The sequence below is a fragment of the Pseudomonas sp. VEM90 genome (assembly GCF_054611535.1).
Genome location: NZ_JBTRAR010000017.1, coordinates 85836 through 109076, shown reverse-complemented (window position 1 = coordinate 109076; position 23241 = coordinate 85836). Strand labels below are relative to the sequence as shown.

The 23241-nt window shown below is 62.4% G+C and carries 19 protein-coding genes; 5 read left to right on the top strand and 14 right to left on the bottom strand.

Going from position 1 to position 23241, the window contains the following annotated elements:
- Positions 1-169: 169 nt before the first annotated feature.
- Positions 170-2059: a propionyl-CoA synthetase gene (locus tag ACYCCG_RS17360; RefSeq protein ID WP_339535730.1), complete on the bottom strand. Its 1890-nt coding sequence runs from the start codon at positions 2057-2059 to the stop codon at positions 170-172.
- 179 nt (positions 2060-2238) lie between these two features.
- On the opposite strand from ACYCCG_RS17360, the gene ACYCCG_RS17355 reads away from it, so the two are divergent.
- Positions 2239-3105, top strand: coding sequence for a LysR family transcriptional regulator (locus ACYCCG_RS17355; RefSeq protein WP_209964903.1), 867 nt, complete (start codon positions 2239-2241; stop codon positions 3103-3105).
- Here the strand turns inward: ACYCCG_RS17355 and ACYCCG_RS17350 are convergent.
- The 5 genes from ACYCCG_RS17350 to ACYCCG_RS17330 all read right to left on the bottom strand — a co-directional run bounded on the left by ACYCCG_RS17350 (position 3079) and on the right by ACYCCG_RS17330 (position 7124).
- On the bottom strand, positions 3079-4233 hold the full coding sequence (locus ACYCCG_RS17350; protein ID WP_459671277.1) for an HPP family protein: 1155 nt from the start codon (positions 4231-4233) through the stop codon (positions 3079-3081). The genes ACYCCG_RS17355 and ACYCCG_RS17350 overlap by 27 nt on opposite strands.
- Before the next feature lie 283 nt (positions 4234-4516).
- Positions 4517-5836 (bottom strand): ATP-binding protein, encoded by a 1320-nt coding sequence (locus ACYCCG_RS17345; RefSeq protein WP_209964898.1) that lies wholly within the window; start codon positions 5834-5836, stop codon positions 4517-4519.
- Complete coding sequence (locus tag ACYCCG_RS17340) at positions 5833-6501, bottom strand: response regulator transcription factor (protein WP_010953307.1); 669 nt, start codon at positions 6499-6501, stop codon at positions 5833-5835. Before ACYCCG_RS17340 ends, ACYCCG_RS17345 begins: the two co-directional genes overlap by 4 nt.
- Entirely contained in the window at positions 6502-6816 is a 315-nt protein-coding gene (locus ACYCCG_RS17335; protein WP_209964896.1) for a PepSY domain-containing protein, read from the bottom strand.
- The gene (locus tag ACYCCG_RS17330; protein ID WP_176683927.1) at positions 6816-7124 is read right to left on the bottom strand and encodes a PepSY domain-containing protein; all 309 of its coding nucleotides are present in this window, start codon (positions 7122-7124) and stop codon (positions 6816-6818) included. The genes ACYCCG_RS17335 and ACYCCG_RS17330 overlap by 1 nt, the downstream gene beginning before the upstream one ends.
- 237 nt (positions 7125-7361) lie before the next feature.
- Here ACYCCG_RS17330 and ACYCCG_RS17325 point away from each other — a divergent pair, with 237 nt between their 5' ends.
- Positions 7362-8441 (top strand): patatin-like phospholipase domain-containing protein, encoded by a 1080-nt coding sequence (locus tag ACYCCG_RS17325; protein ID WP_209964892.1) that lies wholly within the window; start codon positions 7362-7364, stop codon positions 8439-8441.
- A gap of 303 nt (positions 8442-8744) precedes the next feature.
- Here ACYCCG_RS17325 and ACYCCG_RS17320 read toward each other — a convergent pair whose 3' ends face one another.
- The gene (locus ACYCCG_RS17320; protein ID WP_339443598.1) at positions 8745-9476 is read right to left on the bottom strand and encodes a zeta toxin family protein; all 732 of its coding nucleotides are present in this window, start codon (positions 9474-9476) and stop codon (positions 8745-8747) included.
- A 445-nt stretch (positions 9477-9921) separates the two neighbouring features.
- On the opposite strand from ACYCCG_RS17320, the gene queD reads away from it, so the two are divergent.
- Positions 9922-10278: a 6-carboxytetrahydropterin synthase QueD gene (gene queD, locus ACYCCG_RS17315; RefSeq protein WP_003250327.1), complete on the top strand. Its 357-nt coding sequence runs from the start codon at positions 9922-9924 to the stop codon at positions 10276-10278.
- 10 nt (positions 10279-10288) lie between these two features.
- Here queD and ACYCCG_RS17310 read toward each other — a convergent pair whose 3' ends face one another.
- The gene (locus tag ACYCCG_RS17310; RefSeq protein ID WP_176683990.1) at positions 10289-10771 is read right to left on the bottom strand and encodes a DUF1289 domain-containing protein; all 483 of its coding nucleotides are present in this window, start codon (positions 10769-10771) and stop codon (positions 10289-10291) included.
- A 405-nt stretch (positions 10772-11176) separates the two neighbouring features.
- On the opposite strand from ACYCCG_RS17310, the gene acnB reads away from it, so the two are divergent.
- Positions 11177-13786, top strand: coding sequence for a bifunctional aconitate hydratase 2/2-methylisocitrate dehydratase (acnB, locus tag ACYCCG_RS17305; protein ID WP_459671297.1), 2610 nt, complete (start codon positions 11177-11179; stop codon positions 13784-13786).
- A 71-nt stretch (positions 13787-13857) separates the two neighbouring features.
- Here acnB and prpD read toward each other — a convergent pair whose 3' ends face one another.
- The 6 genes from prpD to ACYCCG_RS17275 form a co-directional block, all read right to left on the bottom strand.
- Positions 13858-15342, bottom strand: a complete 1485-nt coding sequence (prpD, locus tag ACYCCG_RS17300; protein WP_209964887.1) for a 2-methylcitrate dehydratase — start codon at positions 15340-15342, stop codon at positions 13858-13860.
- Positions 15343-15513: 171 nt separating this feature from the next.
- Positions 15514-16704 carry a 2-methylaconitate cis-trans isomerase PrpF gene (gene prpF, locus ACYCCG_RS17295; RefSeq protein WP_459671273.1) on the bottom strand — a complete coding sequence of 397 codons (1191 nt, stop codon included), beginning with the start codon at positions 16702-16704 and terminating at the stop codon, positions 15514-15516.
- Between the two features lie 151 nt (positions 16705-16855).
- On the bottom strand, positions 16856-19444 hold the full coding sequence (acnD, locus tag ACYCCG_RS17290; RefSeq protein WP_459671296.1) for a Fe/S-dependent 2-methylisocitrate dehydratase AcnD: 2589 nt from the start codon (positions 19442-19444) through the stop codon (positions 16856-16858).
- 162 nt (positions 19445-19606) lie between these two features.
- Positions 19607-20734 carry a bifunctional 2-methylcitrate synthase/citrate synthase gene (prpC, locus tag ACYCCG_RS17285; RefSeq protein ID WP_021782879.1) on the bottom strand — a complete coding sequence of 376 codons (1128 nt, stop codon included), beginning with the start codon at positions 20732-20734 and terminating at the stop codon, positions 19607-19609.
- Between the two features lie 60 nt (positions 20735-20794).
- Entirely contained in the window at positions 20795-21685 is an 891-nt protein-coding gene (prpB, locus tag ACYCCG_RS17280) for a methylisocitrate lyase (RefSeq protein ID WP_012053054.1), read from the bottom strand.
- A complete protein-coding gene (locus ACYCCG_RS17275) occupies positions 21682-22398 on the bottom strand; it encodes a GntR family transcriptional regulator (RefSeq protein WP_176683933.1) in 717 nt (238 codons plus the stop codon). Before ACYCCG_RS17275 ends, prpB begins: the two co-directional genes overlap by 4 nt.
- A gap of 306 nt (positions 22399-22704) precedes the next feature.
- Between ACYCCG_RS17275 and rloA the strand changes: the two genes are divergently transcribed.
- Complete coding sequence (rloA, locus tag ACYCCG_RS17270; protein WP_021782881.1) at positions 22705-23241, top strand: retropepsin-like aspartic peptidase RloA; 537 nt, start codon at positions 22705-22707, stop codon at positions 23239-23241.

The following is a 23241-nucleotide window of genomic DNA, read 5'->3' as shown; positions in this document are numbered from 1 at the left end:
TGTAGGAGCGGGTTTACCCGCGAATACGGTGGTAGCTGCAACGATGAATGCCCAGGAATATTGGCCAGCAGGCCCGGCCCTTTCGCGGGTAAACCCGCTCCTACACGACGGCCTCTGCCGAACCACCGTTGCGTGTCCCGCCCGCGATAGGGCCATCGAGGTCAAACCATCAACCCGCCCTGGGCAAATCCGCCAGCACCGCTTCGATCTCGCCCAGCACTGCCGGGTCATCCAGGGTCGAAGGCGGCACATAATCCTGCCCATCGGCAATCTTGCGCAGCACCGCCCTCAGAATCTTGCCGGAACGGGTCTTGGGCAGACGCTTCACCAGCCGAACCCGGTTGAAGCAGGCCAGCGGGCCGATTTCCTCGCGTACACTGCCCACCAGCTCCACCAGCAACTGCGCTTCAGCAATGCCCTCGCCATCCTTGAGTACTACCAGCGCCAGCGGTACCTGGCCCTTGATCTCGTCATGCACGCCGATCACTGCGCACTCCGCTACCGCCGGGTGGCGGGCGACCAGGTCTTCCATTTCGCCGGTGGACAAGCGATGACCGGAAACGTTGATCACATCATCGGTGCGCCCCATGATGTAGACGAAACCATCATCATCCAGATAGCCGCCATCGCCCGTGTGGTAGTACCCCGGATACGTGCGCAGATAGGCCTGCAGGTAGCGCTCGTGATCCCCCCACAGCGTCTGACTGCAACCGGGTGGCAATGGCAGGGCAATCACGATCGAACCCTGATGGTTGGCCCCGAGCAAGTGGCCTTCGTCATCCAGCACGCGAACGTTGTAACCCGGCACCGCCCGGTTGCTCGACCCTGGCTTCGCCGCACTGCCCTCCAGCCCGACGCAAGGCGCGGTGACCGGCCAGCCGGTCTCGGTCTGCCACCAGTGGTCGTGCACCGGTTTGCCACTCACCCGCTCCAGCCATTCATGGGTGCTGGAATCCAGCTTTTCCCCCGCCAGAAACAGTTGCCGCAGCGAGCTGAGGTCATGCTTGCGGATCAGTTCGCCCTCCGGGTCTTCCTTGCGGATGGCGCGCATGGCCGTCGGTGCACAGAACAGCGCGTTGACCTGATACTGCTCCACCACTCGCCAATAGGCCGAAGCATCCGGGGTGCGGATCGGCTTGCCTTCGTAGAACACCGTGGTACAGCCGCTCATCAACGGCCCATAGACGATCAGTGAATGGCCGACCACCCAACCGACGTCGGAAATGCCCCACCACACATCGCCGGCCTGCATGCCATAGATATGGCGCATGGCATAACACAGCGCCACGGCATTGCCGCCGTTTTCCCGGACGATACCCTTGGGCTTACCGGTGGTACCTGAGGTGTACATGATGTATAGCGGGTCGCCGGCATCCAGCTCCACAGGCGCCACCGGCTCGGCACCGGCCAAGGCCGCCTGCCAGTCCAGGTCGCGGCCTGGCAGCAGTTCAGCGTGCGCTTGCGGCCGCTGCAGCACCAGCACATTGCGCGGCTGGTGCCGGGCCAGTTGCAAGGCGCGGTCAACCAGCGGCTTGTATGCAATGATCCGGTCGAACTCCAGCCCGCACGATGCCGTCAGCAACAAACTGGGCCGGGCGTCATCGATGCGCAGGGCCAACTCGTTGGCGGCGAAACCACCGAACACGACCGAATGCACCGCGCCGATCCGCGCGCAGGCCAGCATCGCCATGGCCGCTTGCGGCACCATGGGCATGTAGATGATCACCCCATCGCCCTTGTTCACCCCCAACTGGCGCAGCAAACCGGCCAGGCGCGCGACCTCATCACGTAACTGGTTGTAGGTGTAAGTCTGCTGCACGCCGGTCACTGGCGAATCGTAGATCAAAGCCAACTGCTCGCCCCGGCCCTGCTCGATCTGGTGATCGAGGGCCAGGTAACAGCTGTTGAGACGGCCATCAGCGAACCAGCGGTGGGTCCCGTCAGCGTTGTCTTGCAGGGTAAGGGCAGGCTTGCGGTGCCAGGCCAGGTGTGCGGCCTGTTCCGCCCAGAAAGCGGCAGGGTCGGAAATGGAATGGGCGTAGCTGTGCTGGTAGCTCATATCGTCAGAAACCCGGTACTTGTTGTTATTGAAGGGCGAAACTTGAGTATGGACCGCTACACCCACCCTGCCATGGGACTAAAGTCACAACCGACCTGCAAATTTGCAGACAACGCAATAACGCCCCATAACGGTGCAAAGCCTCTAGAATAGGCCCCCCCACAAACACCGAGCAGCCCATGGACATCGATCAGGCCCGTACCTTCCTGGAAATTGTGCGTTGCGGCAGCCTGGTCGCCGCAGCCGAACGCCTGTTCGTGTCACAAACCGCGATCACCGCGCGCGTGCAGCGCCTGGAGCAGCAACTGGGTTGCCAGCTGTTCGTGCGTAGCCGCAGCGGCGCCAGCCTGACCAGCGATGGCGAAGCGTTCGTCAGTTATGCCAACCAGTTGGTGCAAACCTGGGAGGCCGCGCGCCGCGACCTGCCGCTGCCTGAAGGTTGCCAGCAGGTGCTGCATGTCGGCGGCGAGGTGAGCCTGGGCAACCCGATGATGCTCGACTGGGTAAGTGCCCTGCACCGCGAACTGCCCAGCCATGCCATCCGCAGCGAGGTCAGCGATGGAGAGTCGCTCCTGCGCAAGGTCGAAATGGGCTTGCTGGACGCCGCGCTGGTCTACCAGCCGACCTACGGCCCAGGCCTGCAGGTGGAGCAGTTGATGGAAGAGAAGCTGATTCGCGTGCGCCGGGTCGACCGGCCCGAACCATACATCTACATCGACTGGGGCGAGGCCTTCCGCCGCCAGCATGATGCGGCCCTGCCCGACTGTGCGCGCCCGGCGCTAAGCTTCAACCTTGGCCCCTTGGCCCTGCAGTTCATACTCGACCAAGGTGGCAGTGGCTACTTCCGCACGCGGGTGGTGCAAGCCTATCTGGACAGCGGCGTGTTCGAGCGGGTGCCACAGGCACCGGAGTTCACCTACCCGACCTTCCTGGTGTACCCACGCAAACGCGACAGCGAAGCCCTGCAACAGGCCTTCGCCATCCTGCGCCGACTGGTAGCTACCGGCGCCAGCGACTGGTCACAACGCTGGGACCCGGTTATCTGATGCCTCGATCTTGCTGAGCAACTGGCGCTTGAGGCCGGCGATCAGGTCGGTCTGGGTGATCACCCCCACCAGCTTGTCAGCATCAAGCACCGGCAAGCAGTGCAGGCCTTGTTCGCACAACAAGGGCAGCAGGCGTTCCAGCGGGTGCTGGCTGCTGACACTGACAACCCGCGTACTCATGACTTGCGCCATGCGCACCGCCTTGCGGCCGAACAGGCCGCGCCAGCTGAAACGCCCACGCTGCATCGCCGGGCCAATCAGGTCGCCGAGGCTGACGATGCCCACAAGCTTGCCGTGCTGCAGGACAGGCAGGGTCTTCAGGTGATGGCTGGCGAGCATTTTCCAGGCCTGCTCCAGCGTGGTATCAGGCGTGGCGAACTGCACATCGCGGGACATCACCGAGGCCGCGGTGATACCACCAAGGCTTCGCTGCAGGGCGTGCTGCTCGGTGGCGAGGATGATGCGCTCCAGCTCGTCACGGGTGACGTCGACGAACTCGCCCAGCTCTTCCAGGGCCTGGTCCAGGTCTTCACTGCGGATGCCGACCCGCTCGCCGGGCAGCGGGTCATGGGTGTGGTGCAGGTCTTTGCGTGGCACCGCGCCTTTCGGGTAGCGCACACCCGTCAAACGGTTGTAGGCGATTGCCACGGTCACCAGGATCAGCGCATTGAGCAGCACCGGCTCCAGCAGGTGATCGCCCATGGCGGTCAACCCCGGGTCGGCCAGCACCGCACTCACTGCCACACCACCACCCGGCGGGTGCAGGCAGCGCAACAGGCACATGACCAGGATCGAGATACCGAGCGCCGCAGCAGCCACCCACAGCTCGGGGCCGAAGCCTTCGCGCATGGCCAGCCCCACTGCACCCGCCAGGGCGTAGCTGCCCAACACCGGCCAAGGTTGGGCCAAGGGGCCGGAATGCACGGCAAACACCAGTACTGCCGAGGCAGCCAGCGGGCCGAGCAAGTGCAGGGCGATGCTGGGGCCATAGGCCAGGCTGGTCAGCCAGCCCGCGAGGAACAGGCCAAGCAGCGCACCGATACCGGCACGCAACCATTCTTTTGGGGGGATGTTGAGGGGGGCCGGCAACAGCCGCTGCAGACGACTTTCGGAACGCGAGGCAGACATTTGGGCAATCGGGATCTTTGGTTTTTCTGTTCAAAAAGAAAGCCCAGCCGAGTTGGCCTGGGCCTCGTATTGCGCATGCAATATCACAAGGGGCTCCGTCCGTGGAGAGATGGAAACCGCAGGGTTTCGTGGGGAGGATTTTGCCGGGTGGGGGGAATTTGGGCTAATTCAAAAAACTGCGGCTGTACTGCAATTTTTTTGTAGTACTGATAGGGCCAAAGGGGATTGCGTAGACCTGTGGGAGCGGCCTTGTGTCGCGATGGGCCGCACAGCGGCCCCGGCATTAACGAGCCTTGCGCGGCAGGTCGATGCTCACCCGCAGGCCGCCCAGCGGGCTTTCCAGCAAGGCCAGGCGCCCTTCCCAGGCATCAACGATATCGCGCACGATACCCAACCCCAGCCCATGCCCAGTCACCTGCTCGTCCAGCCGTGAACCTCGCTCAAGCACCTGCTGCCGCTGGTCTTGCGCAATACCCGGGCCATCGTCATCGACCCACAGCCGGTAGCCCTCGGCGTTCGACGCGATACCCACGCGCACCTCGCTGTCAGCCCACTTGCAGGCGTTGTCCAGCAGATTACCCAACAGTTCCAGAACGTCCTCGCGGTCCCATGGCAACAACAGCCCGGGCGGCACATCACTTGCCAACAGCACGCCCTCGCCATGAATCATGCCCAAGGTCCCGAGCAACCCCGGCAGTTCGGCATCACAATCGAACTGCGCGCCCGGCAGCGCATCCCCTGCCAGGCGTGCACGGTTCAGCTCACGCGCCAGGCGTTCCTGAATCTGCTGCAACTGCTCGCGCATTTGCGCGCGTACCTCCGGCAGCCCCTGCAGGCGTTCACTGGAAGCCAGGCTCAGCAGCACCGCCAGCGGCGTCTTCAGCGCATGGCCGAGGTTACCAAGGGCGTTGCGTGAGCGGCGCAGGCTGTCTTCGGTATGGCTAAGCAAGTGGTTGATCTGCCCCACCAGCGGCACCAACTCGCTGGGCACCTCGGCATCCAGCTGCGAGCGCTGCCCCTGCTGCAGTTGGGCGATCTGCTGGCGTGCCCGCTCCAGCGGCCGCAACGAGCGGGTAACTGTGATGCGCTGCAGCACCAGAATCAGGATCAGCGCCACCAGGCCCATGCCCAGGCCGATCTGCTGCAAGCGTCGGAAACCCTCGCGCACCGGTGAATAGTCCTGAGCCACACTGATCGAAATGTCCTGGCCCAGGCGCCGGTAGTCGGCACGCAGGGCCAGCAGTTGCTGGCCTTCCGGGCCGAGTTCATGGCTATCGGAAAGCCCGGGCGCTGCGGGCTTGGGCATGTCCAGGTCCCACAGCGAACGAGACCTCCAGGTACCCTGGTCGAAATCGATGCGGAAGTAGTAACCGGAGAACGGCCGCTGATAGGCAGCCGAGATGCGCCGCTCATCCAGCTGCAGGCCGGAAGGCCCACGCACCAATGCCACCAGAAGGTTCTCGCTTTCCTTGCGCAGGCCGTTTTCCAGATAACGTTGCAGGCCGGCCTCGAACAGCCACAGCGTCAGTTGCGCCAGCACCACGCCGACTACCACCAGTACCGCCACCAGGCCCAGGCTCAGGCGCGCCTGGATCGACTTCACTCGCCGCTCCCGGCATAGATGTAGCCTTGCCCGCGACGGGTTTCGATCACACTGCGGCCCAGCTTGCGGCGCAAATGGTTGACGTGGACCTCGAGCACGTTCGAGTCGCGCTCGGTTTCACCGTCGTAGAGGTGCTCGGCCAGGTGGCTTTTGGACAGGATCTGCTGCGGGTGCAGCATGAAGTAGCGCAGCAGGCGGAACTCGGCGGCGGTCAGTTGCACATCCACCCCGTCGCGGCTCACGCACTGACGGCTTTCGTCAAGGTGCAGGCCGGCCGCTTCAAGCTTAGGCTGGTTGGCCAGGCCACGGGCGCGGCGCAACAAGGCCTGGATGCGCAGTTGCAGCTCTTCGGGGTGGAAGGGCTTGCTCAGATAATCGTCAGCCCCGGCCTTCAGCCCTTCGATGCGCTCGGCCCAGGAGCCGCGGGCGGTGAGGATCAATACCGGTGTGGCCAGGCCGGCGGCACGCCACTGGGCCAGCACGTCCAGGCCGGGCAAGCCAGGCAGGCCGAGGTCCAGGATGATCAGGTCGTAAGGCTCGCTTTGCCCCTGGTAAACCGCGTCACGGCCATCAGCCAGCCAGTCCACGGCATAGCCCTGGCGCTGCAGGCCGGCGGTCAGTTCATCGGCCAACGGTACGTTGTCCTCGACAAGCAACAGGCGCATTCAGTCATCTTCCTCGTCTTTGAGCAGGGCGCCGGTGCTGGCATCGAGCTTGATCTCGCGCACCACACCTTCAGTCGTCAGCAACTCGACTTCATATTCGTAGCGATCATCGTCTTCTTCCAGCTCGGCTTCCAGCAGACGCGCCCCGGGGTGACGCCCCAGGGCGGTCTCGAGCAGCTGTTCGAGCGGCAGAATGACGCCCTTCTGACGGAGCTTCAGGGCTTCATCCTGGTCCAGGTCGCGGGCCACAGCCAAGGAGCAGACGGCCAGCAGCGAGAGTGCCAGGTAACGTGCCGGCCGGGATACATGGATCATCAGCTGTCTCGTTCGTCCTTGAGCACCTCACCGGTCTTGGCATCCATGTCGACGTCCCATTCGACGTTCTGCGCATCACGCAGCTCGACCTTGTAGATGTAACGGCCGTACTCGTCTTCAAGTTCCGAGTCAGTGACGGTGGCGCCTGGGTGCTTGGCCACGGCAGCGGCCTTGAGCTCGTCCAGCGACTTGATGGTCTTGGCGTTGACCAGTTTGACCACTTCGTCAGGCTGAACGTCCTTGGCGAAGGCAGCATTGGCGCCCAGGGCAAGGGCAGCGGCGGTGATCAGGGCAGTCATGGTTTTCATCGTTCTTTTCTCCTGAGAACTGTGCAAGTTGTCTACGGGGTTAAGATTAACCACCGGTCCTTAATTCAACCTGAAAGCAACTGGCGGCATGATAGCGCAGTTACGATGCCAACCAGACTCGCCCCCCGTGCAAGGGGCGGCCTTGTGCTGCGAAGGGCCAATACAGGCACATGCAGTTATGTTATCTGTAACGGCCCCTCGCAGCACAAGGCTGCTCCTATGCCCAAGAGACCCGCCATGAGCGCCATCCACATCAAATACCCCGCCCTCACCTTCAAGGCCGGCCAGCGTGCCTTGCGACACATCCGCGAGCGCGGCCTGCAGGCGGCCGATGTCGGGGTATTGCCGGGCGCGGCGGGTGGGCCGAAGCCGCTGGGCATCCAGGGCCTTGACCTGGCGCTGTTCGGCGAGTGGCTACCCTCGGCACCCCGTCAGCGTGCCCTGATCGGCGCATCGATCGGTGCCTGGCGCTTCGCCAGCGCCTGCCTCGACGACCCGGTCGCCGGCATCCGCCGCCTGGGCGAGCTGTACACCGAGCAAGATTTTGCCAAGGGCGTCACTCCGGCCGAAATCAGCCGCAGCTGCCAACGCATGCTCGATGACCTGCTGGAAGGCCGCGACGGCCAACTGCTGGCCAACCCGCACTACCGCCTGAACATCCTGGTGGTGAAAAGCCATGGCCAGCTCGCTCACGACCATCGCGGCCGCCTGGGGCTGGGCCTGGGCTCGGTGGTTGCCAGCAACCTTCTGGGCCGTTCGCGCCTGGCCCGCCACTTCGAGCGCATCATTCTGCACGATGGGCGCGCCGCCCCTCCGCTCGACACCCTGACCGACTTCCCCTCACGCTACCTGCCGCTGGACCTGGCCAACCTGCGCCATGCCCTGCTCGCTTCCGGGTCGATACCGATGGTCATGCAGGGCGTAAAAGACATCCCCGGTGCCGGCGCCGGCACCTACCGCGACGGCGGCCTGCTCGACTACCACCTCGACCTGCCCTATCGCGGTGACGACCTGGTGCTGTACCCGCACTTCACCGACAAGGTCGTACCCGGCTGGTTCGACAAGGCCCTGCCCTGGCGCAAGGGCGATGCCACCCGCCTGCAAAACGTGCTGCTGATGACGCCTTCGCCGCAATACCTGGCCGCCCTGCCCTACGGCAAGCTGCCCGACCGCAACGACTTCAAGCGCTTCATGGGCGATGCGCCAGGGCGCAAGCGCTATTGGTACAAGGCCATTGCCGAAAGCCAGCGCCTGGGGGATGAACTTCTGGAACTGACCGCCACCGGGCGGCTGCATGAACGCCTGCAAGCCTTGTAGCGCCATGTCACAAGCCTATCGTTGATTGGAAAGCTTGCAGCACGGCAGACCGCAGATGCAAAAAGCCCAGCACGGGGCTGGGCTTGGAATTACTAGGCGGAGTGAACGCTCACATTTTGCATTTGGCCATACTGAATTCCCCAGACTTTGCTGAGCGAATCACATCCTTCTGCTCGTCGATGGCAGCCGTTGCAGCCATTCGATACACAGATAGCCTCTCCTCCACGGACCCGTGGCGGAAAAACTCAGACATAGTCGATGCCTCGTGGGGCTTAGTCGACACGCCTGCTACCTTTTCGCCTTTCATTGGGACTCTCCGTTCAAAACACGCTCAAGCTCATGGTGATCATAGGGCTGGTTGACAAATGCGTCAATTTCGTCAGCTGAAAGGTCGATACCGATGTCACTGTTGCTGCCATCGTTATCCTTGATGATCACATCTACCTGCAGCCTGCCATCAAATTCACGTTTCAGTGCACATACCGACACCTTGGCCGCGTAAAACTGTCTTACAAATTCCGAGCACGGGATGTTCCTTCCGTCCTTCTTCTCTCTCGCCAGAACAAACTCCCAAGCCAGCTCAGGTCGCTGGTACACGTAGATGACCTGGGCCGACCTGTTCACTTTTTCAAGCGCGCGAGCGATGTTTCTTCTTCCGACATCAAGGTTGGCGAGGGTGCCATCCAAGAGAAAAGACTGCCGCTGCTTGTACACCAGATCCAGGGTTCTCTCCACAACCGTGGTTACCCCACGCTGGAAAAGGCTGGAATTTTTCCCGTTGTAGTCGGGAAAATACCCCCTGAAATCGTCAGGATCGATACGTAGCGCACTAGATCCTGTGGACTGCATGTGACCGATAAAAGCTCTTGAAACCTCGGTTTTCCCAGCGCCAGGAGATCCTGCCATAAAAACTGACACCGGGTATTCATCCGCCGGATAGGTTTCAATGCAAGTCAGTTCACGAGCGATGCGTGTACGATTCTCTTTTGCGAACTGCAGAGCGCGGCTAGAAATCTCCTGTTCTTCTTGGGTCATTTCTCAGTCCTTTTGACGATCAGGAAATGTACCACTGCAGCATTATTCTCCGCACCCAGGAGAGGCGGGACGAGCAGACGAGTCGAATCTGTACCCGCAGCTATCACCGCCAACGTCTCGTTCTTCATGGCACGCAAGTCCAGCCTGCAGCTGTACCTGGCCGGCAGTGAACCGCTCAAGGCCTGACCGGCCATATAAGAGAAGCCCATGCGACATGCAGAGCACCTCGACCGCTTCCTGCGCCTCGACATGTTGCTGCACTTGGCGAGGATAGACCGGGACACCGCCTATCGCGGAATCCGTGAGGGCACGTTTACAAAACAGGTTAAGATACGCGCAATTCGGTTGCCTGGCGCCAGCGACGACCAATCAGTACATTGAGCAGTCCACTGAAACACCAGTTTCTGCCCAAGCCCTTATCCCACCAGCTTATACAGGTCCACCAGTGGAAATTTTCAAGGAATTCACATTCGAATCGGCCCACCGCCTGCCCCACGTCCCTGAAGGGCACAAATGCGGCCGTTTGCATGGCCACTCGTTCAAGGTAGGCCTGCACCTGACCGGCCCGCTCGACCCGCACACGGGCTGGATCCGCGACTTCGCCGAGGTCAAGGCGATCTTCAAGCCGATCTATGATCAGCTGGACCACAACTACCTGAACGACATCCCCGGCCTGGAAAACCCCACCAGCGAAGTGATCGCCAAGTGGATCTGGGACCAGGTCAAGCCGCTGATGCCAGAACTGTCCAAGGTTCGCATCCACGAAACCTGCACCAGCGGTTGCGAATACACCGGCGACTGATTCGCCCGGCTCACTGGCCCTGCGCGCTGCCCATGGCATCGCGCAGGAAGCTGGGGGCGATGTAGCGCTGGTAGTGCGCCTCTGAAAGCAGGAAGAACTCGCGATCGATCGCATCGCGCAATTGGGGCAGTTCCCAGTCACGGAACTCCGGCAGCAACGCCATGCCATAGGCCTCCAGGTCACGGATCATCCGCGCCCCGCGGGCAATCAGCTGGTAAGCCCAGCAATATTCCGACTGCTGCTCGACAAAGCGGATGGAGCGCTGCTCCAGTTGCTGGCGCAGCAGGCCTTTGTCGAACACCTCAAGCTTGGCCATCATCACCTGCACCAGCAGCTGCTCAAGGCGCAACCACACGGCGCGCTTTTGCGAGTCGTCGTAACCGTTCCAGTTGATCACTTCGTGGTGAAAACGCTTGCAACCACGGCACACCGTGTCCCCGTACACCGTGGAGCACAGGCCGACGCAAGGGGTTTTGATGGACTTGTTGGACATGAAAAACAACAGCTTGGCGATGGAATACAGGCCCATGTTAGCCCTTTGTCTAACCGGGGTCACTCGTTAAAGTCATGTACACCGCCTTACCTTCGGGCTTTTTTTACCGTAGAATCACCCGGCCTTTTCAAAGGCAACAATGTCCGTTGGAAGCTGTTTTCAAAGCGTCACGAGCACAGTTGATCCGGTAGAACGGCGTTGGCCCGGGCCATGCATCCCTCGCATGCCCGCGCCAGCCCTCATCAGCCCCCGTTCTGCAGGCGTAAAACTTTGAAAGCAGCTTCTGTAAGGATTCTTTGCGACCCTGGCTGGGCGGCCCACAAAGCCGCGGCAGCGCATGGGTGCATTGAATGCTGGATAAGCGTCCCGGACCCCCTTTAGGGACCACTGATGAGGGAAATAACTGTGCTTGAAGCCTACCGCAAACACATCGAAGAGCGCGCCGCCCTGGGTATCGTTCCCCAGCCGCTGAACGCCGAACAAACTGCAGGCCTGGTCGAGCTGCTGAAAAACCCGCCGGCCGGCGAAGAAGCCTTCCTCGTAGACCTGATCACCAACCGCGTACCGCCAGGGGTCGACGAAGCTGCCTACGTCAAGGCCGCTTTCCTCTCCGCTGTCGCCAAGGGCGAAGCCACGTCGCCACTGATCGACCGCAAGCACGCCACCGAACTGCTGGGCACCATGCAGGGCGGCTACAACATCGAAACGCTGGTCGCACTGCTGGATGACGCCGAACTGGGCGCCGTCGCGGCCGAACAGCTCAAGCACACCCTGCTGATGTTCGATGCTTTCCACGACGTGGCCGAAAAAGCCAAGGCCGGTAACGCTCACGCCAAGGCCGTCCTGGAATCCTGGGCTGCCGGCGAGTGGTTCACCTCGCGTCCGGCCATCGCCGACAAGTACACCCTGACCGTGTTCAAGGTGCCTGGCGAAACCAACACCGACGACCTGTCGCCTGCCCCGGACGCCTGGTCGCGCCCTGACATTCCGCTGCACGCCCTGGCCATGCTGAAAATGGCCCGCGACGGCATCGAACCGCAGCAGCCTGGTTCGGTCGGCCCGCTGGCCCAGATCGAAGCCGTCAAGGCCAAGGGCTTCCCGGTTGCCTATGTCGGCGACGTGGTCGGTACTGGCTCCTCGCGTAAATCCGCTACCAACTCGGTACTGTGGTTCTTCGGCGACGACATCCCGTACGTGCCGAACAAGCGCGCCGGTGGCTTCTGCTTCGGCACCAAGATCGCCCCGATCTTCTACAACACCATGGAAGACGCCGGCGCCCTGCCGATCGAATTCGACTGCACCAACCTGGGCATGGGCGACGTCATCGACGTTTACCCATACAAAGGTGAAGTACGCCGTCACGACAGCGACGAACTGGTCACCACCTTCGCGCTGAAAACCGAAGTGCTGCTGGATGAAGTCCGCGCTGGCGGCCGTATCCCGCTGATCGTCGGCCGTGGCCTGACCGAAAAAGCCCGCGCCGAGCTGGGCCTGGGTGCCTCCGACCTGTTCAAGAAACCAGAGCAGCCTGCCGATTCCGGCAAGGGCTTCACCCTGGCGCAGAAAATGGTCGGCCGTGCCTGTGGCCTGCCAGAAGGCCAGGGCGTGCGCCCAGGCGCTTACTGCGAGCCCAAAATGACCACCGTCGGCTCCCAGGACACCACTGGCCCGATGACGCGCGACGAGCTGAAGGACCTGGCATGCCTGGGCTTCTCTGCTGACCTGGTCATGCAGTCGTTCTGCCACACCGCGGCCTATCCGAAGCCGATCGACGTCACCACCCACCACACCCTGCCAGACTTCATCCGCACCCGTGGCGGCGTGTCGCTGCGCCCGGGCGACGGCATCATCCACAGCTGGCTGAACCGCATGCTGATGCCTGACACCGTGGGTACCGGTGGCGACTCGCACACCCGCTTCCCGATCGGCATCTCGTTCCCGGCCGGTTCCGGCCTGGTGGCCTTCGCTGCCGCCACCGGCGTCATGCCGCTGGACATGCCAGAATCGATCCTGGTGCGCTTCAAGGGCAAACTGCAGCCAGGCATCACCCTGCGCGACCTGGTTCATGCCATCCCTTACTACGCCATTCAGCAGGGCCTGCTGACCGTCGAGAAGAAAGGCAAGAAAAACGCCTTCTCCGGCCGCATCCTGGAAATCGAAGGCCTGGACGAACTGACCGTCGAGCAAGCCTTCGAGCTGTCCGACGCCTCGGCCGAGCGTTCCGCTGCCGGTTGCACCATCAAGCTGCCGGAAAAGGCCATCGCCGAGTACCTGCAGTCCAACATCACCCTGCTGCGCTGGATGATCGGCGAAGGCTACGGCGATGCCCGCACCCTGGAGCGCCGCGCCCAGGCCATGGAAGCCTGGCTGGCCAAGCCTGAGCTGCTGTCGGCCGACGCCGATGCCGAATACGCCGAAATCATCGAAATCGACCTGGCCGACGTCAAAGAGCCTGTGCTCTGCGCGCCGAACGACCCGGACGATGCCCGCCTGCTGTCCTCGGTACAAGGCGAGAAGATCGACGAAGTGTTCATCGGTTCGTGCATGACCAACATCGGTCACTTCCGCGCTGCCGGCAAGCTGCTGGAGAAGGTCAAGGGTGGCATTCCGACCCGTCTGTGGCTGGCTCCGCCAACCAAGATGGACGCTCACCAGCTGACCGAAGAAGGCTACTACGGCATCTACGGCAAGGCCGGTGCTCGCATGGAAATGCCAGGCTGCTCGCTGTGCATGGGTAACCAGGCACGTGTGCAGACCGGCTCGACCGTGGTCTCCACCTCGACCCGTAACTTCCCGAACCGTCTGGGCGACGCGACCAACGTGTACCTGGCATCGGCCGAGCTGGCCGCTGTCGCTTCGATCATCGGCAAACTGCCGACCGTCGAAGAGTACATGCAGTATGCGAAAGACATCGACAGCATGGCTGCCGACGTTTACCGCTACCTGAGCTTCGACCAGATCGCCGAGTTCCGCGAAGCGGCAGCCAACGCCAAGATCCCGGTGGTCCAGGCGTAAGCTGAGTTACAGGTTGTAAGCAAAGCCCCGGCAGCGATGCCGGGGCTTTGTTGTTTTATGCGCAGGCAAGCTCATATCACAAACAAATCCACGAACCTGTGCACCGCCATGCCTTCCAGCTTCTGCTGGTCCTTGCACAGTTCGAAAATCTGCTGACACCGCTGCCGGGCAAAGCGGGTCGCCAGGTTGGCCCTGAACTTGGCCTCCAGCAACGGTATACCTTCCCCGCGCCGCCGACGATGCCCGATCGGGTATTCCACCACCACTTGCTCGGTGCTGCTGCCATCCTTGAAGAACACCTGCAGCGCGTTGGCGATCGAACGCTTGTCCGGCTCCAGGTACTCGCGACTGAAGCGCGGGTCTTCCACCACCTCCATCTTCTCGCGCAGGCGGTCGATACTTGGGTGGTTGGCATGGAAGGCGTCCTCATAATGTTCGGCCACCAGATGGCCAAAGATCAGCGGCACGGCCACCATGTACTGCAGACAGTGGTCACGGTCGGCGGCATTGGCCAGCGGGCCGCTCTTGGAGATGATGCGGATCGCTGATTCCTGGGTGGTGATGACGATGCGGTCGACTTCATGCAGACGGTTACGCACAAGTGGATGCAGGGTTACTGCTGCCTCACAGGCGGTCTGGGCGTGGAACTCGGCAGGAAAACTGACCTTGAACAGCACGTTTTCCATCACATAGCTGCCCAACACCTGGGGCAGACGCAGCTCGTACTGCCCCGCGGGCTTGAGTGCCAGGTCTTTGTTGGTATGGCTGAACGAAACATCGTAGAACCCCCACTGCGAAGCCGTGAGCACGCCCGGCACGCCCATTTCCCCACGCAAGGCGATGTCAGCCAGTTGCACTCCTCGGCTGGAGGCGTCACCCGCGGCCCAGGACTTGCGCGAACCGGCGTTGGGCGCGTGGCGATAGGTACGAAGGGCCTGGCCGTCTACGAAGGCGTGGGACAAGGCCGAGAGCATCTGCTCACGATTGGCCCCCATCAACCTGGCGCACACGGCGGTCGAGGCGACCTTCACCAGAATCACATGATCGAGGCCGACGCGGTTGAAGGCGTTTTCCAGCGCCAGCACCCCCTGGATTTCATGCGCCATGACCATGGCCTCGAGCACATCACGCATCGGCAGTGGCTTTTCACCCGCGGCAAGACGCTTCTGTGACAGGTGATCAGCCACTGCCAGGATGCCGCCAAGGTTGTCCGAGGGATGAGCCCATTCGGCGGCCAGCCAGGTATCGTTGTAGTCCAGCCAGCGCACCGTGCAGCCAATGTCCCAGGCAGCCTTGACCGGATCGAGGCGATAGGAGGTGCCGGGGACGCGAGCACCATTTGGGACCAGCGTGCCTTCTACCTGAGGGCCAAGGAGCTTGGTGCACTCAGGGAAGCGCAAGGCGAGAAGGCCGCAACCTAGGGTGTCCATCAGGCAGTTGCGCGCGGTGTCCAGGGCCTCGCGGGATTCGACCCGATAACCGAGGGCGTAATCGGCCAGGGTTTGTAGTACCCGGTCGTAGTCCGGGCGGTCGTTGAGGTCTACGTTGGCGCTCATATCCAGCTCCCTTCAGAATTGCCGGGGCTGCCGTGCAGCCCTTCGCGGGCTTGCCCGCTCCCACAGGTTGACCACAGCATTCAGAACCTGTGGTTACCCTGCGGGAGCGGGCAAGCCCGCGAAGGGCCGCCAAGCGGCCCCAACGAACTAAAGCCGAGCGCCGGTGGTGCGTTAGAAGCTGTCGCCAGGCACGCGAACCCAGCCCTCCATCAGCACTCGAGCACTGCGGCTCATGATTGCCTTGGTTACCGTCCACTCACCATTCACCTGGCGCGCCTCGGCCCCGACCCGCAGGGTGCCCGAAGGATGACCGAAACGCACAGCGCTGCGCTCGCCCCCGCCAGCGGCGAGGTTGACCAGCGTGCCCGGAATGGCCGCCGCAGTGCCAATTGCCACCGCAGCCGTACCCATCATGGCATGGTGTAGCTTGCCCATCGACAAGGCCCGCACCAGCAGGTCGATATCACCGCCCTGCACCGCCTTGCCACTGGACGCAGTGTAGGTGCTCGGCGGTGCGACGAACGCCACTTTCGGCGTGTGCTGACGCCCGGCAGCCTGGTCGACGTTGTCGATAAGCCCCATGCGCACGGCGCCATAGGCGCGAATGGTCTCGAAGCGCAGCAGCGCTTGCGGGTCGCCGTTGATGGCGTCCTGTAGTTCGCTACCGGTGTAGCCGATATCGGCAGCATTGACAAAAATGGTCGGGATACCGGCATTGATCAAGGTTGCCTTGAACGTGCCGACCCCCGGCACTTCCAGGTCATCGACCAGCTTGCCGGTTGGGAACATGGCACCGCCAGCGCCGCCTTCATCGGCTGCAGGGTCGAGAAACTCCAACTGCACCTCGGCCGCCGGGAAGGTGACCCCGTCCAGCTCGAAGTCGCCGGTTTCCTGCACTTCACCTTCAGTGATCGGGACGTGGGCGATGATGGTCTTGCCGATATTTGCCTGCCAGATACGCACCGTGGCGATACCGTTGCGCGGAACACGCGCCGGGTCGACCAGGCCACTGCTGATGGCAAACGAACCGACCGCAGCGGACAAGTTGCCGCAGTTGCCACTCCAGTCGACGAAGGCCTTGTCGATGCTGACCTGGCCGAACAGGTAGTCGACATCGTGTTCGGGTTTGATGCTTTGCGACAGGATCACGGTCTTGCTGGTGCTCGACGTGGCGCCGCCCATGCCGTCAATCTGCTTGCCGTAAGGGTCGGGGCTACCGATTACCCGCAGCAGCAGCGCATCGCGGGCAGGACCTGGAATTTGCGCCTGCTCAGGCAGGTCTTGCAGGCGGAAGAACACGCCTTTGCTGGTGCCGCCGCGGATGTAGGTGGCGGGGATTTTGATCTGGGGTACATGTGCCATTTTCTTGGGCATCCTGATAGTCCGGTGAAATACCCTGGGGCTGCCTTGCAGCCCTTTCGCGACACAAGGCCGCTCCCACAGGTACTGCGCCGCCCGCTGAGGGAGCGGCCTTGTGTCGCGAAAGGGCCGCAAAGCGGCCCCCGATTCATGCTCAGGCGGTCGCTTCGAGGAAGTCCTGGGCAAAGCGCTGCAGCACCCCGCCCGCTTCGTAAATCGACACTTCCTCGGCGGTGTCCAGACGGCAGGTCACCGGTACTTCCAGGCTCTCGCCATTGGCACGGGTCACCACCAGGGTCAGGGTCGCCCGTGGCGTACGCGCACCCAGCACGTCATAGGTTTCGCTGCCATCCAGGTCCAGGGTCTTGCGGTCGGTGCCCGGCTTGAACTCCAGCGGCAGCACGCCCATGCCTACCAGGTTGGTGCGGTGAATACGCTCGAAGCCTTCGGCCACGATCGCCTCGACACCGGCCAGACGCACGCCCTTGGCCGCCCAGTCACGGGACGAACCCTGGCCGTAGTCGGCACCGGCGACAATGATCAGCGGCTGCTTGCGCTGCATGTAAGTCTCGATCGCCTCCCACATGCGGGTAACCTTGCCTTCCGGCTCGATACGCGCCAGCGAACCCTGCTTCACGCTGCCGTCGTCGTTGCGCACCATTTCGTTGAACAGTTTGGGGTTGGCGAAGGTGGCGCGCTGGGCCGTCAGGTGGTCACCCCGGTGAGTAGCGTAGGAGTTGAAGTCCTCTTCCGGCAGGCCCATTTTCGCCAGGTATTCACCGGCGGCACTGTCGAGCATGATGGCGTTGGACGGCGACAGGTGGTCGGTGGTGATGTTGTCCGGCAACACCGCCAGCGGGCGCATGCCACGCAACGTACGCTCGCCGGCCAGGGCGCCTTCCCAGTAGGGAGGGCGGCGGATGTAGGTGCTCATCGGGCGCCAATCATACAGCGGCGCCACCTTCGGCCCACGGTCTTCCTCGATGGCGAACATCGGAATGTACACCTTGCGGAACTGCTCCGGCTTGACCGCTGCACGCACCACGGCATCGATCTCTTCATCACTGGGCCAGATATCCTTCAGGCGGATTTCCTTGCCATCGACCACGCCCAGCACATCCTTCTCGATGTCGAAGCGAATGGTACCGGCTATGGCATAGGCCACCACCAGCGGTGGCGAGGCGAGGAAGGCCTGCTTGGCATACGGGTGGATACGCCCGTCGAAGTTTCGGTTACCCGACAGCACGGCGGTGGCATACAGGTCGCGGTCGATGATTTCTTGCTGAATCACCGGGTCCAGGGCACCGGACATACCGTTGCAGGTGGTGCAGGCGAAGGCGACGATGCCGAAACCGAGTTGCTCCAACTCTTTCTCCAGGCCGGCTTCTTCCAGATACAGTTGCACGGCCTTGGAGCCGGGCGCCAGCGACGACTTCACCCACGGCTTGCGGGCCAGGCCCAACCTGTTGGCATTGCGTGCAATCAGGCCTGCAGCAATCACGTTGCGCGGGTTGCTGGTGTTGGTGCAACTGGTGATGGCAGCGATGATCACCGCACCGTCAGGCATTTGCCCCGGCACCTCTTCCCAGTTGCCGGCAATGCCCTTGGCGGCCAGGTCGCTGGTGGCGACACGGGCGTGCGGGTTGGACGGGCCGGCCATGTTGCGCACCACGCTCGACAGGTCGAAGCTGAGGGTGCGTTCATAGACGGCAGCGCCCAGGCTGTCGGCCCACAGGCCGGTGGCCTTGGCGTAGGTTTCCACCAGTTTGACCTGCTGCTCTTCACGGCCGGTCAGGCGCAGATAGTCGATGGTCTGCTGGTCGATGGCGAACATCGCCGCAGTGGCGCCGTATTCCGGGGCCATGTTGGAAATAGTGGCGCGGTCGCCCAAGGTCAGGGCACGTGCACCCTCACCATGGAACTCCAGGTAAGCACCGACCACTTTCTGCTTGCGCAGGAACTCGGTCAGGGCCAAGACCAGGTCGGTGGCAGTGATGTTCGGGGCCAGTTTGCCAGTCAGCTCGACGCCGACGATTTCCGGCAGGCGCATCCAGGAGGCGCGGCCGAGCATCACGTTCTCGGCTTCCAGGCCGCCTACGCCGATGGCGATCACACCCAGCGCATCGACATGCGGCGTGTGGCTGTCGGTGCCGACGCAGGTGTCCGGGTAGGCGACGCCGTGGTCGCTGTGGACCACCGGTGACATCTTCTCCAGGTTGATCTGGTGCATGATGCCGTTGCCCGGCTGGATCACGTCGACGTTCTTGAACGCCTTCTTGGTCCAGTTGATGAAGTGGAAGCGGTCTTCGTTGCGGCGGTCTTCGATGGCGCGGTTCTTCTCGAAGGCCTGCGGGTCGTAACCACCGCACTCGACGGCCAGCGAATGGTCGACGATCAGCTGCACCGGCACCACCGGGTTGACCTGGGCCGGGTCGCCGCCTTTGTCGGCAATGGCGTCACGCAGGCCGGCAAGGTCGACCAGCGCAGTCTGGCCGAGGATGTCGTGGCACACCACGCGTGCCGGGAACCACGGGAAGTCGAGATCGCGCTTGCGCTCGATCAGCTGGCTCAGCGAGGCATCGAGCGTAGCAGGGTCGCAGCGGCGCACCAGGTTCTCGGCGAGCACGCGGGACGTGTAAGGCAAGCCGTCGTAGGCGCCGGGCTTGATCGCCTCGACCGCCGCGCGGGCATCGAAATAGTCCAGGTCGGTGCCTGGCAGGTGCTTGCGGTATGCAGTGTTCATCATGGAATCAGGCTCGGTCACAGGGTTCGGAAGGTTTCACCGTACCTGTACGAGCGGGCGTGCCCGCGAATGCGTCAGCAGGTGCACAGAGGTTGCAAGGCTGGGCGCATTCGCGGGCACGCCCGCTCCCACAAGGGAAACGGGCTGCCTCTCTGTAGCTATTCAGCGCTGCTCGATCGGCACGAACTGGCGCTGCTCGACGCCGACATACTCGGCGCTCGGGCGGATGATGCGGTTGTTGGCGCGCTGCTCGAAGACGTGCGCCGCCCAGCCGGTCAGCCGCGAGCAGACGAAGATCGGGGTGAACAGCTTGGTCGGAATACCCATGAAGTGGTACGCCGAGGCATGGTAGAAGTCGGCATTGGGGAACAGGCGCTTCTGCTCCCACATGGTCTTGTCGATGGCTTCGGAAACCGGGTACAGCACTTTGTCACCCACTTCGTCAGCCAGCTGTTTCGACCAGCCCTTGATCACCTCGTTGCGCGGGTCGGACTCTTTGTAGATGGCATGGCCAAAGCCCATGATCTTGTCTTTGCGCTCGAGCATGCGCAGCAGCTCGGCGGTGGCTTCCTGCGGGCTCTGGAAGCGTTCGATCAGTTCCATCGCTGCCTCGTTGGCACCGCCGTGCAGCGGTCCACGCAGCGAGCCGATGGCTGCGGTAACGCAGGAGTACAAGTCAGACAGGGTCGAGGCACAGACACGGGCAGTGAAGGTCGAGGCGTTGAATTCGTGTTCAGCGTAGAGAATCAACGACACGTTCATGACCTTGACGTGCAGCTCGCTCGGCTTCTTGCCGTGCAGCAGGTGCAGGAAGTGGCCACCCAGGGTGTCTTCATCACTGGTGCAGTCGATGCGTACGCCATGGTGGGTGAAGCGATACCAGTAGCACATCACGGCCGGGAACAGCGCCAGCAGGCGGTCGGTCTTGTCGCGCTGGGCTTCGAAGGTCAGTTCTGGCTCGAGGGTGCCCATTACCGAGCAACCGGTACGCATGACGTCCATCGGGTGGGCATCGCGCGGGATGCGCTCAAGCACTTCCTTCAAGGCTTGCGGCAGGTCACGCAGGCCCTTGAGCTTGTGCTTGTAGTCGGCCAGCTCGGCCTGGGTGGGCAGCTCGCCATATAGCAGCAGGTAGGCGACTTCTTCGAACTCGGCACCGGCAGCCAGGTCACGCACATCATAACCACGGTAGGTCAGCCCGGCACCGGCCTGGCCCACGGTCGACAGTGCAGTCTGGCCGGCCACCTGGCCACGCAGGCCTGCGCCACTGAGTACTTTTGCTTCGGCCATGGTGTTTCTCCTTTCTTGAATTTGTTATGGATGCTTTCCGGCTAATTCGGGAGTTGGCGCTTAGCCCTTCTTCTGGGCAAACAGTGCATCGAGGCTCTGCTCGAAGGCGTGATAACCAATGGCATCGTAGAGCTCCATGCGGGTCTGCATGGTGTCGATCACGTTCTTCTGCGTGCCGTCACGGCGCAGCGCGGTGTACACGTTCTCAGCCGCCTTGTTCATGGCGCGGAACGCCGAAAGCGGGTACAGCACCAACGACACGTCGACCGAGGCCAGCTCTTCGGTTGTATAAAGCGGCGTGGCACCGAACTCGGTGATGTTGGCCAGGATAGGTGCCTTCACCCGATCAGCGAAGGTCTTGTACATCTGCAGCTCGGTGATGGCTTCCGGGAAGATCATGTCGGCGCCAGCTTCGACGCACGCCTCGGCACGGTCCAGGGCGGCGTTCAGGCCTTCGACGGCCAGCGCGTCGGTACGCGCCATGATCACGAAACTGTCATCGCTGCGGGCATCGACGGCAGCCTTGATACGGTCGACCATTTCCTGCTGGCTGACAATTTCCTTGTTGGGACGGTGGCCACAACGCTTGGCGCCAACCTGGTCCTCGATGTGGATGGCGGCAGCGCCGAACTTGCTCATCGAACGCACGGTACGGGCGACGTTGAAGGCCGAAGCGCCGAAGCCGGTGTCGACATCCACCAGCAGCGGCAGGTCGCACACGTCGGTGATACGGCGCACGTCGGTGAGCACGTCGTCCAGGCCAGTGATGCCCAGGTCTGGCAGGCCCAGGGAGCCGGCGGCCACGCCACCACCAGACAGGTAGATGGCCTTGAAGCCGGCACGCTTGGCCAGCAGGGCATGGTTGGCATTGATGGCGCCAACCACCTGCAGCGGATGTTCAGCGGCAACGGCGTCACGGAAACGCTGACCGGGGGTGCTCTTGACTGTCATTTCTCACCTCGTGTGCTGTTGTTGTGGGCGTCCAGGTAGTGACGCTCGATATTGCGCTTGGACGCGCCGATGTGACGACGCATCAGCAGTTCGGCCAGTTCGCCGTCGCGGTCGGCGATTGCATCAAGAATGCGATGGTGCTCGGCAAAGGCCTGGCGTGGCCGGTTGGGCGTGGCGGAGAACTGGATACGGTACATGCGCACCAGTTGGTACAGTTCGCCGCAGAGCATCTTGACCAGGGTCTGGTTGCCGCTACCCTGAATAATCCGGTAATGGAAGTCGTAGTCGCCTTCCTGCTGGTAGTAGCCCAGGCCCGCCTGGAACGCTGCGTCGCGCTCATGGGTGTCGAGCACCCGGCGCAGTTCGTCGATGTCAGCCTGGCTCATGCGTTCAGCGGCCAGACGGCAGGCCATGCCTTCCAGCGACTCACGGATTTCGTACAGCTCGATCAGCTCGGCGTGATTGAGCGATACCACCCGCGCGCCCACATGCGGCACGCGTACCAGCAGGCGTTGGCCTTCAAGGCGGTGGATAGCCTCGCGTAGCGGCCCACGGCTGATGCCATAGGTGCGCGCCAACTCCGGCTCGGAAATTTTGCTACCGGGGGCGATATCACCCTTGACAATGGCCGCCTGGATGCGCCGGAAGACGTTTTCGGAGAGGGTTTCCGTTTCGTCTGCCAGCACCGGCCCGGGGGTGGAAAGGTCCTGCATATTGTCGACACCTTTTAAAACTACTCGTCAGAAACTAGCTAAATGAGACCGCCAAGTCAAAGACAAAATGAATATTGTCGACAATCGTCTAATCGCGAACTATCACCACTTCTACGCTGTCAGATCGCGCACCGCTGGCGTCAAGACGTCGGCGTGATAGAATGCCGCGCCTCCGATGGGGTATGGATAGCCTGTCTGTCATGCATGCATGCTTGTTGACAGATAAACGAGGAAGCTTGCGCAGTAATTGCCAGTCTTCTTGCCCTGAACCTTGCCTAGAACCTTGCAAAGCACCGCGCCAGGAATATGAGACTTACACCCGTTTTATTGCTGTTATGCCTCACCCTGCTGCCGGCCCTTGGCCAGGCTGCGGGCAAGACCGTGTATGGCCTCAACGAATACGCGCATCTGGGCGACCTGGATCTGGAAGTGGCCGCCAAGCTCGACACCGGCGCCAAGACCGCATCGCTCAGCGCCCGCGACATCAAACGGTTCAAGCGCAATGGCGAAAGCTGGGTACGCTTCTACCTCGCGATCGATGCGGCCCATTCGCACCCGATCGAACGCCCACTGGCACGCGTCAGCAAGATCAAGCGCCGGGCTGGCGACTATGATGCCGAATCGGGCAAGGCCTACACGGCCCGTCCGGTCATCGAACTCGAAATCTGCATGGGCCAGGCCAGACGCACCATCGAAGTCAACCTCACCGACCGCAGCGCCTTCCAGTTCCCGCTGCTGATCGGCTCCGAGGCGCTCAAGCACTTCGACGCACTGGTTGACCCAAGCCTTAAATACGCGGCCGGCAAACCTGCCTGTGCCACCGACGCTCCCAAAGCAGAGTAA